This window comes from Aneurinibacillus sp. Ricciae_BoGa-3, from assembly GCF_028421645.1.
Taxonomy (GTDB): Bacteria; Bacillota; Bacilli; order Aneurinibacillales; family Aneurinibacillaceae; genus Aneurinibacillus_B.
Window position 1 is genome coordinate 2,898,036 of record NZ_CP116887.1, and the last position, 14,164, is coordinate 2,912,199.

General features: G+C 46.0%; 19 protein-coding genes and 1 pseudogene. 8 read left to right on the plus strand and 12 right to left on the minus strand.

The features are described from left to right. Nucleotides 1-60 precede the first annotated feature (60 nt). From PP175_RS14645 to PP175_RS14690, 10 genes and pseudogenes are all read right to left on the minus strand, one after another. On the minus strand, nt 61-441 hold the full coding sequence (locus tag PP175_RS14645) for a hypothetical protein (RefSeq protein ID WP_272439075.1): 381 nt from the start codon (nt 439-441) through the stop codon (nt 61-63). Nucleotides 442-467: 26 nt separating this feature from the next. After that, nucleotides 468-1,010, minus strand: coding sequence for an NAD(P)H-dependent oxidoreductase (locus PP175_RS14650; RefSeq protein ID WP_272439076.1), 543 nt, complete (start codon nt 1,008-1,010; stop codon nt 468-470). A 35-nt stretch (nt 1,011-1,045) separates the two neighbouring features. Then, nucleotides 1,046-2,617 carry a DHA2 family efflux MFS transporter permease subunit gene (locus tag PP175_RS14655; RefSeq protein ID WP_272443276.1) on the minus strand — a complete coding sequence of 524 codons (1,572 nt, stop codon included), beginning with the start codon at nt 2,615-2,617 and terminating at the stop codon, nt 1,046-1,048. A 76-nt stretch (nt 2,618-2,693) separates the two neighbouring features. Then, nucleotides 2,694-3,329: an HlyD family secretion protein gene (locus tag PP175_RS14660; protein ID WP_272439077.1), complete on the minus strand. Its 636-nt coding sequence runs from the start codon at nt 3,327-3,329 to the stop codon at nt 2,694-2,696. Between the two features lie 24 nt (nt 3,330-3,353). Continuing rightward, on the minus strand, nt 3,354-4,055 hold the full coding sequence (locus tag PP175_RS14665; protein ID WP_272439078.1) for an HlyD family secretion protein: 702 nt from the start codon (nt 4,053-4,055) through the stop codon (nt 3,354-3,356). A 479-nt stretch (nt 4,056-4,534) separates the two neighbouring features. Continuing rightward, nucleotides 4,535-6,004, minus strand: a complete 1,470-nt coding sequence (locus PP175_RS14670; RefSeq protein ID WP_272439079.1) for an MFS transporter — start codon at nt 6,002-6,004, stop codon at nt 4,535-4,537. Nucleotides 6,005-6,252: 248 nt separating this feature from the next. Continuing rightward, a pseudogene (locus PP175_RS30020) lies at nt 6,253-6,541 on the minus strand (PfkB family carbohydrate kinase); the annotation flags it as partial. Between the two features lie 47 nt (nt 6,542-6,588). Beyond that, nucleotides 6,589-7,461 carry a Rossmann-fold NAD(P)-binding domain-containing protein gene (locus PP175_RS14680; protein WP_272439080.1) on the minus strand — a complete coding sequence of 291 codons (873 nt, stop codon included), beginning with the start codon at nt 7,459-7,461 and terminating at the stop codon, nt 6,589-6,591. 33 nt (nt 7,462-7,494) lie between these two features. Further along, on the minus strand, nt 7,495-8,373 hold the full coding sequence (locus PP175_RS14685; RefSeq protein WP_272439081.1) for a GDSL-type esterase/lipase family protein: 879 nt from the start codon (nt 8,371-8,373) through the stop codon (nt 7,495-7,497). Nucleotides 8,374-8,446: 73 nt separating this feature from the next. Further along, nucleotides 8,447-9,091, minus strand: a complete 645-nt coding sequence (locus PP175_RS14690) for an HlyD family secretion protein (protein ID WP_272439082.1) — start codon at nt 9,089-9,091, stop codon at nt 8,447-8,449. 157 nt (nt 9,092-9,248) lie between these two features. On the opposite strand from PP175_RS14690, the gene PP175_RS14695 reads away from it, so the two are divergent. From PP175_RS14695 to PP175_RS14715, 5 genes are all read left to right on the plus strand, one after another. Beyond that, nucleotides 9,249-9,791, plus strand: a complete 543-nt coding sequence (locus PP175_RS14695) for an NAD(P)H-dependent oxidoreductase (RefSeq protein ID WP_272439083.1) — start codon at nt 9,249-9,251, stop codon at nt 9,789-9,791. 22 nt (nt 9,792-9,813) lie between these two features. Continuing rightward, nucleotides 9,814-10,467 carry a hypothetical protein gene (locus PP175_RS14700; RefSeq protein ID WP_272439084.1) on the plus strand — a complete coding sequence of 218 codons (654 nt, stop codon included), beginning with the start codon at nt 9,814-9,816 and terminating at the stop codon, nt 10,465-10,467. A gap of 142 nt (nt 10,468-10,609) precedes the next feature. Continuing rightward, nucleotides 10,610-10,783, plus strand: coding sequence for a hypothetical protein (locus PP175_RS14705; RefSeq protein ID WP_272439085.1), 174 nt, complete (start codon nt 10,610-10,612; stop codon nt 10,781-10,783). Nucleotides 10,784-10,809: 26 nt separating this feature from the next. Beyond that, nucleotides 10,810-11,385, plus strand: a complete 576-nt coding sequence (locus PP175_RS14710) for a CDP-alcohol phosphatidyltransferase family protein (RefSeq protein WP_272439086.1) — start codon at nt 10,810-10,812, stop codon at nt 11,383-11,385. 114 nt (nt 11,386-11,499) lie between these two features. Continuing rightward, nucleotides 11,500-11,655, plus strand: coding sequence for a hypothetical protein (locus PP175_RS14715; RefSeq protein ID WP_272439087.1), 156 nt, complete (start codon nt 11,500-11,502; stop codon nt 11,653-11,655). 3 nt (nt 11,656-11,658) lie between these two features. Here PP175_RS14715 and PP175_RS14720 read toward each other — a convergent pair whose 3' ends face one another. Together PP175_RS14720 and PP175_RS14725 are read right to left on the minus strand one after the other, a co-directional pair. Next, entirely contained in the window at nt 11,659-12,294 is a 636-nt protein-coding gene (locus PP175_RS14720; RefSeq protein ID WP_272439088.1) for an abortive infection system antitoxin AbiGi family protein, read from the minus strand. A gap of 149 nt (nt 12,295-12,443) precedes the next feature. Continuing rightward, nucleotides 12,444-12,608 (minus strand): hypothetical protein, encoded by a 165-nt coding sequence (locus tag PP175_RS14725; RefSeq protein WP_272439089.1) that lies wholly within the window; start codon nt 12,606-12,608, stop codon nt 12,444-12,446. Nucleotides 12,609-12,749: 141 nt separating this feature from the next. Between PP175_RS14725 and PP175_RS14730 the strand changes: the two genes are divergently transcribed. From PP175_RS14730 to PP175_RS14740, 3 genes are all read left to right on the plus strand, one after another. Continuing rightward, nucleotides 12,750-13,124, plus strand: a complete 375-nt coding sequence (locus PP175_RS14730) for a YndM family protein (RefSeq protein ID WP_272439090.1) — start codon at nt 12,750-12,752, stop codon at nt 13,122-13,124. A gap of 169 nt (nt 13,125-13,293) precedes the next feature. Further along, nucleotides 13,294-13,764: an Hsp20/alpha crystallin family protein gene (locus PP175_RS14735; protein WP_272439091.1), complete on the plus strand. Its 471-nt coding sequence runs from the start codon at nt 13,294-13,296 to the stop codon at nt 13,762-13,764. A 65-nt stretch (nt 13,765-13,829) separates the two neighbouring features. Beyond that, nucleotides 13,830-13,994, plus strand: a complete 165-nt coding sequence (locus PP175_RS14740) for a hypothetical protein (protein ID WP_272439092.1) — start codon at nt 13,830-13,832, stop codon at nt 13,992-13,994. The last annotated feature ends 170 nt before the right edge of the window (nt 13,995-14,164 follow it).

A 14,164-nucleotide genomic window follows, 5' to 3' on the forward strand; every position in this document is an offset into this window, starting at 1 on the left:
TTCAGTCAGCTTCTATGGAAAAGCCGCTATGCAACAAGATAGCGGCTTTTAACTTTTGCTTTATTGTCTGTTCATTCTGCGCAATGCATCCCTGTAATCCTGGTCATCGATATGGCCATCAATCTGTTCCTCAGGCGGATGCTCACCCGCTTGAAACTGCCTAAGGGCTCTACGGAATTCGTCGTCTGACTGAATTCCCTCCTGCCGGGGTGAATGCAGTGGCGCTGCCAGGTTATGATCACGTGTCTCTGGCCGTTTGTATTGTGACACATAAGTTGGCTGCGCCTCATTTCGCTGCGCTTCATTTGGCTGCGTGACTTCAGCGTTAGTTGCCTTGGCACTTGATTCATTGTTCACTGTTTCTCTGGTGCCTGCCCTGACATTGTAAACAATCAGGACTATAATTAGTATAACTATTAAGCCAAAAATAGCATACAGCATAGTCAATATCTCCTTATCTCATGGGTTTATCGGGATGCCAGTTTCGCCGTAACTTCCGCTACTCTCTTCCCAAGAGCCATACCCAATGCGGTTTCTTGTTCACCGAGGGGTGCGACCGGGGTGTTAGAAGACTCTTCAACCGGGCATGTGATGCCTACACCATAATAAGAACCATAAAGTGCGTTTTCCGGGATATTTCCAGGAAGCCCCACAACAATCATACCCTGATGATACAACGGTGTAAGCAGATTGAGCAGGGTAGCCTCACACCCGCCGTGTACGGTCGCAGTTGTACAAAATACTGCACCTACTTTACCAACGAGTGTGCCGCGGGCCCACAGATAACCTAATTTATCAATCCAGTTCTTCAAACCTGAACTGATTGTACCAAAATGACCTGGGCATCCCCAAATAATGGCATCCATGTCCGCCATATCCCTCACATTTGCTTCACTTACATGGCTAAAAAAAACTTCTGCCTGCAGGTTTGAACGTGCACCGTCGGCAATTGCTCGAGCTAGTTGTTCAGTATGTCCGCCTTCACTATCGTATACAACACAAATTTTCATTCGAATATTCCTCCCTGTGTTTTCGGAATTTTACTTTAGATAGAGGTTTCAGACGCAATACCTGCTGCCCGCTCTTTCTTCGCTTTTCTTACATGGTCTTTACGGACATCCCGCAGGAAAAAGCTGAGGACGAGCCCCACAAAGGAAATTCCCGCAGCCCAGTAGAAAGCATCGTTTATACCAAGCACAGCAGCATTCATGTTGACCTGTCCATATAGCATAGTGGCCGCCATCTGTTTCGCCTGTGCGGCCGGCACTCCATATGCATTGGCTACCGAATCGACAAGCGACCCAAACGAGCTGATAAAGGAAGGGCTCATGATATTGGTTTGATCGCTTAACTCTCCCAGGTGCATGGTGGTCCGGTTGCTGAAAATCGTTGTAACCAAGCTAATTCCTATTGAACCGGAAATTTGGCGAAGTGTATTCGACATCGCTGTTCCATCGCTATTTTTTCGTTCTGGCAGCTGGTTCAACCCGGCTGTCATAATCGGCATCATGAGGAAGGACATGCCGAAGGAACGGAACATATAAATAATTAATACCTGTGTAAAACTTGTTTCAATCGACAGATGCGTAAACTCATACGTTGTGACCGTTGTAATCAACATACCAAGGATCGCGAGCGGACGCGGCCCGATTTTATCAAAGAGCGCACCTGATACCGGAGACATGGCCCCCATAACAATCGCCCCCGGCAGCAAAAGCAGACCGGATTCAAGCGGGGTGAAGCCCCGTAAATTCTGCAGATAAATCGGGAGCAAGAACATGCCCGCATACATCGCAATGGTGATAATGACACTTATAATATTGGAAAGCGTAAAAATATCGTACCGGAATATCCGGAAGTCCAGCATCGGATCGTCTTTGCCTAACTGCTGAAGGACAAAAGCGACAATGCCTACGAGACCCACGATTAAGCTCATCACTACCTCTGCACTGCCCCATCCTTTCGAACCGGCTTCACTAAAGCCATACAGGAGCCCGCCAAAACCCACTATCGAAGTAATGGTTCCCCACACATCAAGAGAAACCCTCTCCGGTTTCACTCTATTGCGGAGCAGAAAGAAAGCTAAAACAAAGACAAGTATGCCCAGCGGCACCATGCCATTAAAAAGCAGCCGCCAGCTATAATTTTCTACGACCCAACCGGATAATGTAGGTCCCACGGCTGGCGCAAACATCATAGCAAGCCCGAGAATGCCCATCCCTCTTCCCCGAATCTCAGGCGGAAAAACGGATAGAATAATGGTCATGACAAGCGGCATTAAAATACCGCCGCCAACCGCCTGAATGAGGCGGCCGATAAGCATAATCGAGAATGTCGGTGACAAGCCACATATGAGTGAACCAATCGTAAAAAACAACATCGCCGCCAGAAAGAGTATGCGTACGCCAAAACGCCGAATAAGAAAAGCGGACAACGGAATTAAAACCCCGTTTACCAGCATATAACCGGTCAATAGCCATTGAGCCGTCGTCGTTGTTGTATTAAACTCAGTGATCAAATGTGGCAGTGCGACATTAAGCAATGTCTGGTTTAGAATCGCCAGAAACAAACCAAGCATTAGGACACTTAACAAAGGGATGTGCTGTGACATGCCCATGCCTTTTTCCTTTTTATTTTTTGCCTGGATCTCCGCCATATAGCCTCCTCCTTTCGCTTCAGCTTAATGCTGTTTATCATTTGTGAATCGAAACCGTTGCGTTCATCCCCGGAACAATTCCACCCGGCAGATTATCTAACGAAATTTTTACGGGTACCTTCTGTGTAACTTTGGTGTAATCGCCGCTTGCGTTTGACTGCGGCAATAACGAGAAGACAGAATTCGCCGCATGCCCAATTTCCTCCACTTTTCCGGTAACTTTCGTGCCTGTGTCGGCATCAAGTGTGACGTCCACATCCTGGCCAACTTTGACGTCTTTAATATTGGTTTCTTCTATATTCGCTTCAACGTATAGTTTCTTTAGATCGACGACCTGAGCGAGCGGCTGACCTGGTGCAACTAACTGGCCACTAGCTGCTTTGTTTTGGATAACAGTCCCGCTAATTGGAGACGTAATATTGGTATTTTGAGATCCGGCACTTACCTGTCCGACAGTTGCATCCTGATCAACCGAACTGCCTTCGGTTGCTTTCCAGTTTGTAAGCTTGCCTGCAGCAGGTGAAGCAATCGACACAATATCGCCAGTAACCTTGGCGTCGTCTGTTCCGATATAATTTGATTTCGTGAAATAGTAATAGTAACCGGCAAAGCCTAAAGCGATTATGGCTAGAAACATGATAAGATTAACCAGAAAAATACGGGTTCTGTTCATGCATGCAATCTCCTTTTTTCAGATTTACTTTTGTATTTTGACGCTGGCATTTGATCCAAGAGGCGCATCGTTTGCCTGAAGATTATTTACTGTAATTTTAACGGGAATTCGTTCAACCTTCTTGTTGTTATTGCCTGAACCGGATGACGAATTGGGGGTTAGGAATGTACCAGCCCAGTTGCCAATTTCTGACACGTTGCCGGTATATTTCACTCCAGGATCGGAGTCAAGAAATACATCAGCCTCTTTTCCGATTTTAACGTCCTTTACGCTCCCTTCATCAATGTAGGCAAGAATGTAGGACTTGGATAAATCCGCGATCATGGCGACAGGCTGGCCTTGTGCGATGATTTCATGCGGAACAGCATTTGTCTGTAGTACCGTTCCGGCAATCGGCGAGACGATATCAACCACGTTGTTCTGGCCTGCAGCCGTTCCCTGGCCTTTTCCCTGTTTGGCAGCATTGGCGTTGCCGCCGGATGCTCCCTGACCCGCTTGTGACTGTTGCTGGCCAATCACAGATCCCTGCTGGACCGAATCTCCATTTTTGGCTGACCACTTGGTCAATTTTCCTGTTGCGGGAGTCGCAACCGTAACAATATCAGCTGCCACTTTCGCGTTGTCTGTGGATATATAGGAAGCACGCTGATATAAGTAATAGCCGCCCCCAGCAATGATAGCCAGCAGACATAGAAAGATAACGACGTTTAGAAGAGTGCGCTTCATAACGTTTTAAATCCCTCACTTCCAATTCTGGTTTTGTAAATATTGTTGAAAGCCTTGTTTAAGGCTCTCACTATTTCCTATGAAAAATAGTTTTTCACAAAATCATTTTACATAAAAACAATTTCTATACTAAATATTTGATGACAAAAAGTCAATATAAGAAATTTTTACTAAGGAATATTTTTTATTCAAAATTAGTAACGGATAAAACAGTTTAGCGATCAAAGGATATACCTTTCTATCATGCTTTTTACCAAATCTTTCAGGATGTGAAACCTTTTTGTTGGTGGATAGGAAAGTGCATGCTTCCTATCCACATAAGCACAACTAAGGCGTTTGACTTCGCCTGCGGCTTGGCGACAGTCAGTTTTCTAAAAAAAAAAATGGATAGAAAAATGGCCGCACATTCCATGAGGAACTGCGGCCATCAATAAAAGCTAGCATGTAATATAATTTATGAATCATAGAGATGCTGTGCGTTATTGTACCGATTTAACCGTTGGTTTTGCTTTTACAAATGGGCCTGGCCGCAACAATGATGCAACCAGCCCGCAGACAGTCGCGAGCAACATCACAATAAGCGCTGCTTTATAGCCCAGTACAAACTCGGCCACTGTATGTTCCGACATTTGCGCTGTGGTCCCTGCATATACCGCTTGTTTTAAAGATGGTGACAAGCTGGATGTAATAATCGCCAAAGATGCTGCCGTACTCACAACTGTGCCCATATTTTGCAACATGGAGCGGATCCCGTTGGCGATCCCCCTCCGATTGGGTTGCACATGCGTCATAATATACGTTGTGTTCGGCGTCATAAACAGCCCTGACCCCACCCCGGTCATGAGCATCCCAATTGCCAGTACCCAGTAATTAGCGGCAGGTCCAATTGAAATAGCTAAAATTAACAGCCCAATCAGCGTGACGCCCAGCCCAAAAGAAGATAACAAACGTGCACTGTATCTGCCGGTCAAACTGCCTGCAATGGGCGAGGCAATGAGCATCCCAATCGTCTCTGGCAATACTTTTAGACCTGCCGACAGGGTTGAATCGTGGGCCACTGCCTGAAAATATAAAGCAAACAGCAGTACAACCGAAAAGCGCGCGACCGCATTAAGAAATACTGCCAGAAAGGCGGATGCAAACGATCGTTCAAGAAACATGGTCAAATCCAGCAGTGGATAAGGGATATGTTTTTCGAACCAAATAAACGTTGGGAATAGAAGGAGACATAGAACAAATCCTATTAAGACATAGGGATCGCTCCACCCCACTACGCCACCCTCCGAAAGGGAAAGAACGAGACTACCCAATAACACCAGAACCAGTACACTTCCGATTACGTCCATTCGCTCCGTTTGTTTCCGGTCTGGATCCGGCCGAATGATGGCGAGGCCAAATATAATGCCTGCAATGCCAAAAGGGACACTAAACCAAAACGTCCAGCGCCAGCTAAGGCTTTCAGCCAATAAGCCTCCTACGACAGGCCCTATGAGCTGCGCCACGGAACTAACGAGTACGTTAACGCCCAATCCTTTGCTAAGCTCACGGATAGGGAAGGAATCGGTCAACAGTGCCGTCGTATTCGTTATGACAATGGCACCACCGATTGCCTGAATAATCCTAAAGGCAATAAGCATCCATACGTTTTCCGAAAAGCCCGCCAGCAGACTTGATATCGTAAATACGGCAAAGCCAATCAGATATAACTTGCGCCTGCCAAAAATATCTGCAAGCCTGCCAAACACTAAAATAAAAATCGTATTAAATAACATATACGATAAAAGAATCCAGCTGGCTTCAACCGGCCCCGCATGCAATTGCTGCACAACTAATGGGAGTACGACATTGATCATGCCGTAGTTGATCAGCACAAGCAAAACACCGATGCTGGTTACGGTTAAGACGAACCAGGGGTATTTTGCATTCGAAATCGCTCCATTACCTATCATCGCTCTAGTACCCTTCTCTCTCTTTTTGCTACCTTATTACCTTAACACAAAAGATTTTTACAAATTTATTTTTTAAGGAAATCGCTTATTTCTTTACGGGTTGGAATGGAATTGATAGAACCTTTGCCTGTTGTGGTGAGCGCGCCGCTGGCGTTGGCATAAGCCAGTATTTCCTTATGATGCTTGTCTAAAGTGGATAAAAAGTTGGGTGGATTTGCCTGCTTTTCTAGCATCTTGTATAGAAAGCCCTCCTGTAACGACACAAAGGCCAGCCCGGTGTTTGCCTCGTTTGTGCGAACAATTTTGTCCGTTTCTATGCCTGCTTTTGCCAACTCCTCCAACAGGAATTGGCCGAACCCATCCTCGCCTACCTTTGTAATCATAACGGCCGGCTGTCCATATTTGGCAACCGCTGCCGCCACGTTTGCAGGTGCACCTCCAGGTGTCCGTTCAAAAGAAACCACGTCTTTTAGTGCTTTTCCTTTCTGTATGAATAAAATCAATGAGAACTTTCCCTATTGAAAACAGTTTGCCCATCCATTTCACCTCATCGTAAGTTTATAGTTATGTAGTACGTATGCATCCTAGGCATGATTCTGAAGGTACCTGCCAAAACCCGTCATTACCCACAGATGGATAAGCGCCTGGGTCGAGCAATAAAGCGGCCAGGGCAATGCGGGCATATAATCATGAATCGCCACGACAAGCGCACTGCCGCCCAGCACTTCACGAAATTCGAGCCTCCCTGTGCTGGCACCCTCTGCCTTAGCCAAGAGCCCTCCTGTTATATAATACAGCATACGCTCGTTCCAACTGCGCTCAGGTGAGAAAGAAAGAACAAGAAGCGGCCTGGGGATTCCTTTTGCATAAAAACCCATATCGCCTTCCGGACTTATGTCAACTCTACCAAATGGATGAAGTGACCGTGCGAGCCAGTTTCCATATTCCCGGGCTGCCCAAGCTGCCCTTTTTCCATTGGGCAATCTAAACCGCTGCACCGAACGCACGGTCCGATTCTTTCCACCGAAACTTTTGTGATCTTTTAAGGCTGCCACAACGTCGGTTTCGAGGAGCAATTCTTGCACTTTCAGTTGTCTCGAACACAGCGTCTGCTTAATTTCAAGGCTATGTTGGTAGTCTCCAGCCCCTCGTAGATAAATAATTTGTTTCACCCCCGCTTTTTCCGCGGCGTAGGACAGGTTATCTGCACAGATGAGCTCCAGGTCGCTTTCACGGCCCTGCGTAAGCCCTGCAGTGTTAAGATAAGGGGAAAAGTAAAGAATAGCCTCCGCACTGTTTAACAATTTTTCCGTCTCGCACATAGAAAAAAGATCACACGGGATGCACGTTGCGCGATACTGTACCCCGTAGTGATCGGTAACGATGTTTTGGATTTTGCGGGTGAAATAGCGGCCCTGCCCCGCGGCTCTATGCGGAATTATTAGCTCTGTAACCATTCGTTACTCCTCGTTCCGGTTGAATTAGGAAACTTACCGTAGCCCTACTAAACTAAGCAGCATCTGAATGAACGAATGAACCATCAGCAAAAAGTTGGAAATAGCCAGGGAAAACGGAGATGAAGGACTTGTGGAGGGCTGTTGAGTGGATTGTTGCATCAGATCAGTCTGCATATGATTCCAAATGGCGGCAGCTATCTCCTGGTACCCAGCTGTACTAGGGTGAATGTCATAGGGGTTAGGCAGATATTTCTTTGTATTTTGGCTTAAAGCATTAGCTGTGGAGATATACGTTGCCCCGGACTGTTGGGCCGCTTCCTTCAGTGCTCCATTTAAGCCATCAAGCAGCGGCCTAATTTCGTTTTGAACGGACTCTGGCAGCCCTGGAAATGGGTTGTAGTAGCCCAGTAAATAGATACGGGCAGTTGGATTAACCTGTTGAATATCTTGGATGACCCTGCGCACATTTGTCCCGATTGTCAAAAAGGTCATCGCCGTCTGTTTAAAATCATAGGCAATTTGTCCGTTTTTCGCGTCAATATGAACCGAGTTAATAATGTCATCTGCACCTACATCAAGGGTAATGAGAGTTGATTGTGCAATGCTTTGCTTTATCCCCTTATTATTATCCTCAATATCCCGGAGAACCCGATCCGTGGTATAACCCGGAATGGCATACTTTTTCGTAAACGATTTAAGATAGCCGGCTGCCTTTAGTTTGGCTGCGACGTAATCCGCATATCCGCTGCCGATATGTCCGTATGGAGTCTGTCCAGCGGCAAGTGAATCACCGAGGGCAAGGTAGCTTTCTTTTTGACTAAAAGCATCCACATGGGGTGTGGAATTAAGCACCGAGAAAAACAGAACAGCTAAAATAACAAAAAACCTGATACAGGTTTTACTTAACGACAACACGTTCTCCCTCTTTCGATTATGCTGTCTAGTATTTTACCATACCAACAAAACGGGGCAAGCCCACAACTTCCTACTTGTGAATCCGAACAGTGGTACTCATACCCGGTGCTAGCGATACGCCCTTATAAGAATCAAGTGTAATGGTAACCGGAATTACCTGAGTCACTTTGGTGTAATTAGCAGTCGTGTTGGATTGAGGAAGCAGTGAAAAGGTGGCCGCGGTAGTCAGTCCGATTTTACTCACTTTTCCAGTGAGCGTCGTCCCTGGATAAGCGTCCACGTATACATCCACATCCTGTCCCGTTTTGATATCATTCAGCGCCGTCTCATCAATATTGGCTGTTACCCAGAGATTGTTCATATCAAAAGCACGGGCCAGCGGCGTACCAGGCGCTACGAACGAGTTCTGAACGGCAGTCTGCTGTACGATGGTACCGTTCGTAGGGAATGTAAGGGAAATATGCGTTCCACCTGGTACGGTCGTAATGGTTCCGACAGTATCTCCTGAGCTGTACGCTTTCCCCACTTCTCCATTCCAACCTGTTAATTGCCCTGCGGCAGGAGCCGCGATCGTAATTTGCTGGCCATCAATTCTTGCGTTATCTGTTGAAACGTAGTTTACCGATTGCACATAATAATAGGCTCCTACAGCAATGCCAATAAGTAAAAGAAGAATAACAATTGTGTTTATGAGTACAACACGACGGCTGTTCATGATTTGCTCCTCCTAAATTCTTCATTTGTTGAGTAGTATAGACCCGCACTTTTGCGAATATGTAAACAAGCCTGCCATTCTTTTTCAAAGCATAGTTTAGGAAAACCGGGGAGAAAATGTACATAGAAAAATTTTAAGCAGACTTGGAGGGATAATAATGAGAATTTATGTGGTATATGACAGTGATAACGGACATACAGAAGCGCTGGCCAAAGCGATTGCTGATGGAGCCCGGGAAAACAGGTACGCTGAGGTTTTTATCAACCATGTGCGGGACGCCAATGTGCGCGACCTTGCAGATATGGATGCGATTATTTGGGGATGCCCCGGCCATTTTGGAACGATCAGCGCGGGGTTAAAGAACTGGATTGACAAGTTGGGGTACCTGTGGGCGCAGGGCAAATTGATTGGAAAGGTCGGTGCTGTGTTCTGTACCACCGCAACGGTGCATGGCGGAGTAGAGGCTACGATGCTTAACTTGATTACCCCGCTGCTTCACCAAGGTATGATTGTGGTCGGGCTGCCTGGCAATATTCCCGAAAATGCACTCTATGGTTCCTATTACGGTGTGGGGGTGACCTGCCCAGTAGAAATGTCAGCCAGCGATCCGCTAAACCTTCCCAGCAAAACGGATCTTGCGCTTGGTCGGGCTCTTGGTAAGCGTGTAGCTGATGTTGCAGGCAAACTTTTCGACAGGTAAATAAAGGTAAGGAGAAATCAAAATGTCCCTCTACATCATAGGTATTATTGTTCTTCTTGTTGTTGTTTTTCTTATTGTATTTAATGTACGAGCGGCCTCCTCATCAGACAAGGCAAAAAATACAGCACGTTCAGCTGCTAAACCAGATAAGGATAAACCAGACAACGGCCCAGCGGAGGCTTACAAAGCTGCTCCTGTTGCAAAGCCGGAAATGGCGCCCAGACCACAACGTCCACCAGAGCGGGAACCAGCACGCGGTTATGAGCCAGACTGGCAGCCAGGAACCGAAGACAGACACGAGCGGGTCTGGGAACCGGAACCCGGGCATAAACCTGCGCAGGCGTGGGACGCAGAACGCGGAAGCATGTCGGAACCCGTATGGGAGCCGGAACCCCCACGCGGACATGAGCGAAGCTGGGAGCCAGAGCCGGCGCATAGAACTGAGCGCAATTGGCAACCTGACCCAGGGCGCAAGCCTGAGCGCACCAGAGTAGCAAAACCCGCCGCGCGGCGAAAGGAGCCAAATCCGGGGCATTCCATGGAAGACGATGAATATAGACGTGCCCTGCGGCAATTTCACCAGGCAGACAGGAAAGAGGATGGCGCCGATCAAGGGAAGCGTAACCCCGATGAGATGTACAGACAAGCACTCCGCACGATGAAAAAAGACGATTAACTGCGAGAAAATTGAAGGAGTCTTTGTGTAAATATTTTGTAAAGGTTTGGCTGGCTGACTTATTTTCGACATAAAAATGCGTTACAATGGGTTTAAAACATTCGCCACTGTCCTAATGAATCTAAGGAGGAAGGGGAACAGAATGAATGCAGCCGAAACGCAAAAGTTTAAATTAAAACCTATTTTCGAAAAAGTGCTACTTAGTGTTTTTCTAGGCGGCATTATCGGATTTACAGGCGCTAATGGTTTTTTTGTCGAAAGTGCAGTATTCTGGCTTCTTGTAATTGTTCTTTTCTTTCAAAGAGAAGAGGGATGACTTTCTCGAAAGGGAGGCAGAAATCTATGAAGCTTGCTAAGCGGTTAACCTTATTGCAAATTATTTTTTTATCCTTGTTTATTTTATGTATGACACCGGTTATTCGATGGATAGGCAATCTTTATTTTCATTTTCAGTATATGGTGGATTACAGTGAAACGCTGCTTTTTGTACTCGCCATCACCGTGAATGCTTGCTATAAGTACCTGGCCAATAAAAAAGAACGCACATCGTTCCACTCTTTTTTTAATTTAATCGCCGACAAAATATTAATTTCTGCCGCTCTGATTCTGCTCGTTCAGGAACAAACTCTGTCCACCTGGATTGCGATGATGATTGTAGGAAGAGAAATTATTGTCGCGGCTTACCAGGGAATTGCAGTAGCGGAAAAGGTCAAACTTTCACCTGGCCGGCTTGAGAAAGCAACGTATGTTGCCCAGGTGATTGGAATCCTGATAGTCATGTCCGACTCCTATTCCAAATTGCTTTCGCCTTATGGTCTGGACAACGTGATTATGCTTATCGCTGCTTTGCTAACGGTCTATACTGGTTTACAATATTTCACGAAAAACACGAAGGCAACCGAGCTGCTGTTAAAGTAGCCGGCTGCCTTTTCTTTTGTGGATGAAATCATATTTAGCTGCTTTAAGGAAAAGCTTTAAGTACGGGGGTGAATATAAAATACCCAGGCCGCCCCCAGAAACGGAGGGATTGTAATGGGCGCTAAAAACAAACAAAATGAAGCTGAAATTCAGAAGCTTAAGAAAGAGATTGGGCATGTTCGCGCTTCAGCCAATGAACCCATGCCAACACAGCAGGAAATAGATAACGCGCAGCCCATAGCATCTGTTCAGCGCCATGAAATTGAATAGTATTTAAGCCTGTTCAATGAACTCCCAGGCGATAACAGAGATGTTATGGACACACTGTCTTGAAACCAAAAATTCGACGATGCTTGGTATGTAACATTCCGGCACGACTATCGCTGCTACATCGTGCATATCAAAATTAAAATCTCCGATATGCCTCCACTCTCTCTCCCTGTAGAGAGATTCTTTTTCTTCCGGCTCAAAGTTTGTTATTTTGAGAAAGTTTAAAAGGTAACGGGTCAGCTCACTGGAATTCACTGTCGCTTCATTAAGTACGCTTTTGACAAAAGGCGGATGGTGAAGCGGCAAATACAGGACCGGCATGAAACATTTCTGGATCGCATGGGCTTTATAACCAATCGCTACTTTTCCATAATATGGGGCATGTGTAACCAGATCCTTAAACGGGATATCCGTAGTGGAACAGAATTTGTCTGTGATAATGCCCTCTCCAATTTTTTCGGTTGATTTTGCCAGTAGCTTCTTTGTGTCAAGAATCCGAAGGAGAATCTCATATGAAGCACGGTCCGCTTTAGGCGGACCGTATTTGTTAATGTCTTCCGGATTTTTTACCAGGTGCCAGTTTACATTCGGCGACCCTGTAAAATGCCAGTAAATTTTTGAATAATACCGCTGCTGCATCTGTCTCCCCTCCCCAGCTGGATTAGCTCATAACCATCTTATTCCTATTTACCCTTTTCAAACCAATCTCCAACGTCCGCACCGGTTTTCTCCCACACATGTTCAACAGGATACAGGGGGAATGCTTCCCCCCCCTTTTCCTTTGCCTGTCAGTGAAGCTGACGTGGATCGACTCTTCCCGGGTTTGAAACCGGAGGATTAATTGTCTTTACTTCGGAAGTCGTGCGTGTCTCAAAAAGATTGGTTATGCCGGTTTCATGTGTGCCCAGTACAGCAACCTCTGGGTTTTGTATATCTTTCTGATTGTTTTCCATGAACTATCCCTCCTTTGCTTACTATCACTATGCTGTGTAAACGGGAAAAGAAAATACAGGGGAAAAAAAAGCAGAATAAGCTTAAACTTCCCTAAAACTGGGAAAGAACATAACGACAAAAATTAAAGGAGGAATACAACTATGAAACACATTCAGGCTCTTTTAATGAAGTTTGTTATGGCAACCGTTGTGCTCTACATTGTTGACGGACTTATTTATGGCGATACCTTTGGAAATGTACTGACCATGGGTGTAATTTTAACCGTTGTTGCTTATCTTCTAGGCGATTTGTTTGTACTCCCTAAATCCGGCAACATGATGGCTACGGCATCCGATTTTATCCTTGCCTTTATCGCTGTTTGGGCAATGGGCAGATGGCTTGGAGGACCAGGTCAGTATATTGTACCCGCCCTCATCTCAGCCATCGTGATAGCTACCGGGGAGTGGTTCTTCCATCGCTATCTGGAGAAAAAGGTCCTCGATGAAGAGGTGCCAAACGAAATGGAAGCGCGCTAACCCGCGAAAATGTGCATCATTATATCAAATTTAGTCAAAGTCAAATGAGATCGACTAATTACCTGAATTTCGCCGAAATGTCATTAGAATTTGGGACGGAATGCGTTTTGTCTCCTCCAGTGAGGTAAACTATAATAGAGATGCAACATTAAAAAAGGAGGAGTATGATATGGGTAATGTGTTTCGCCGAAATGACAATTCGCGTCCGTCACTTTTCCGTATAAACGAAGAACTTGGCAGCCTGGTTGACAATATTTTCAAATCTTCTTTATTTCCAGACACCATCTTGCCTTCATTCGGCCGTAACGACTGGGCTCCACGGCTGAGCGTAGAGGAGACAGACAAAGAATATCTGATATCCGCGGAAGTTCCAGGAATTGATCCTTCCTCTATTCAGGTGGAAATTCAGGGACAAACACTCTCCATAAAAGGCGAAAAGTCAAACGAAGCTGAAGAAAAAAGTAAAAATTACCACATCATGGAACGTTCCTACGGCTCTTTTTATCGCTCACTGACTCTGCCGGATGGAGCCGATTTGGATAATATCCAGGCAAGAAGCAAACATGGTGTCCTAACGCTTACCATTCCTAAAAAAGAACAACTGCAGTCCAAACGGATCTCCATAGATGTAGAAGAATAAACTCAGCATAACACGCATTTAAATGCCTCATACTACTAACTGAAAGCATATATCAGGAGGTAGCTATGACAGATGAATTAAAACGCCGGGCCAGCGAGGCAAGCCATCCGCGCAGCAACCCTTCCCGTCTGGACCAGTTTGGCCGTGACGGAGAGATACCGGTTATCTCAGAAACGTTCAAAAATCGAATCCTGTCTAACGATGAGCCGGAAACAAACCAGGAAAGCTAAATCAGACTTATACCGATCGTCGCCATCACGGCAGCAAGGGGGAGGAAGCATCTTCCCCCCAGCTGCTAAAACTACGACTTGATGTTTTTAGAAATATGTAACAGTCGGTTGTACATATTGTCAAGCGCCGCCACATCAGCCTTATTCGAAAGTGTGGCGAGCAGCCCTGT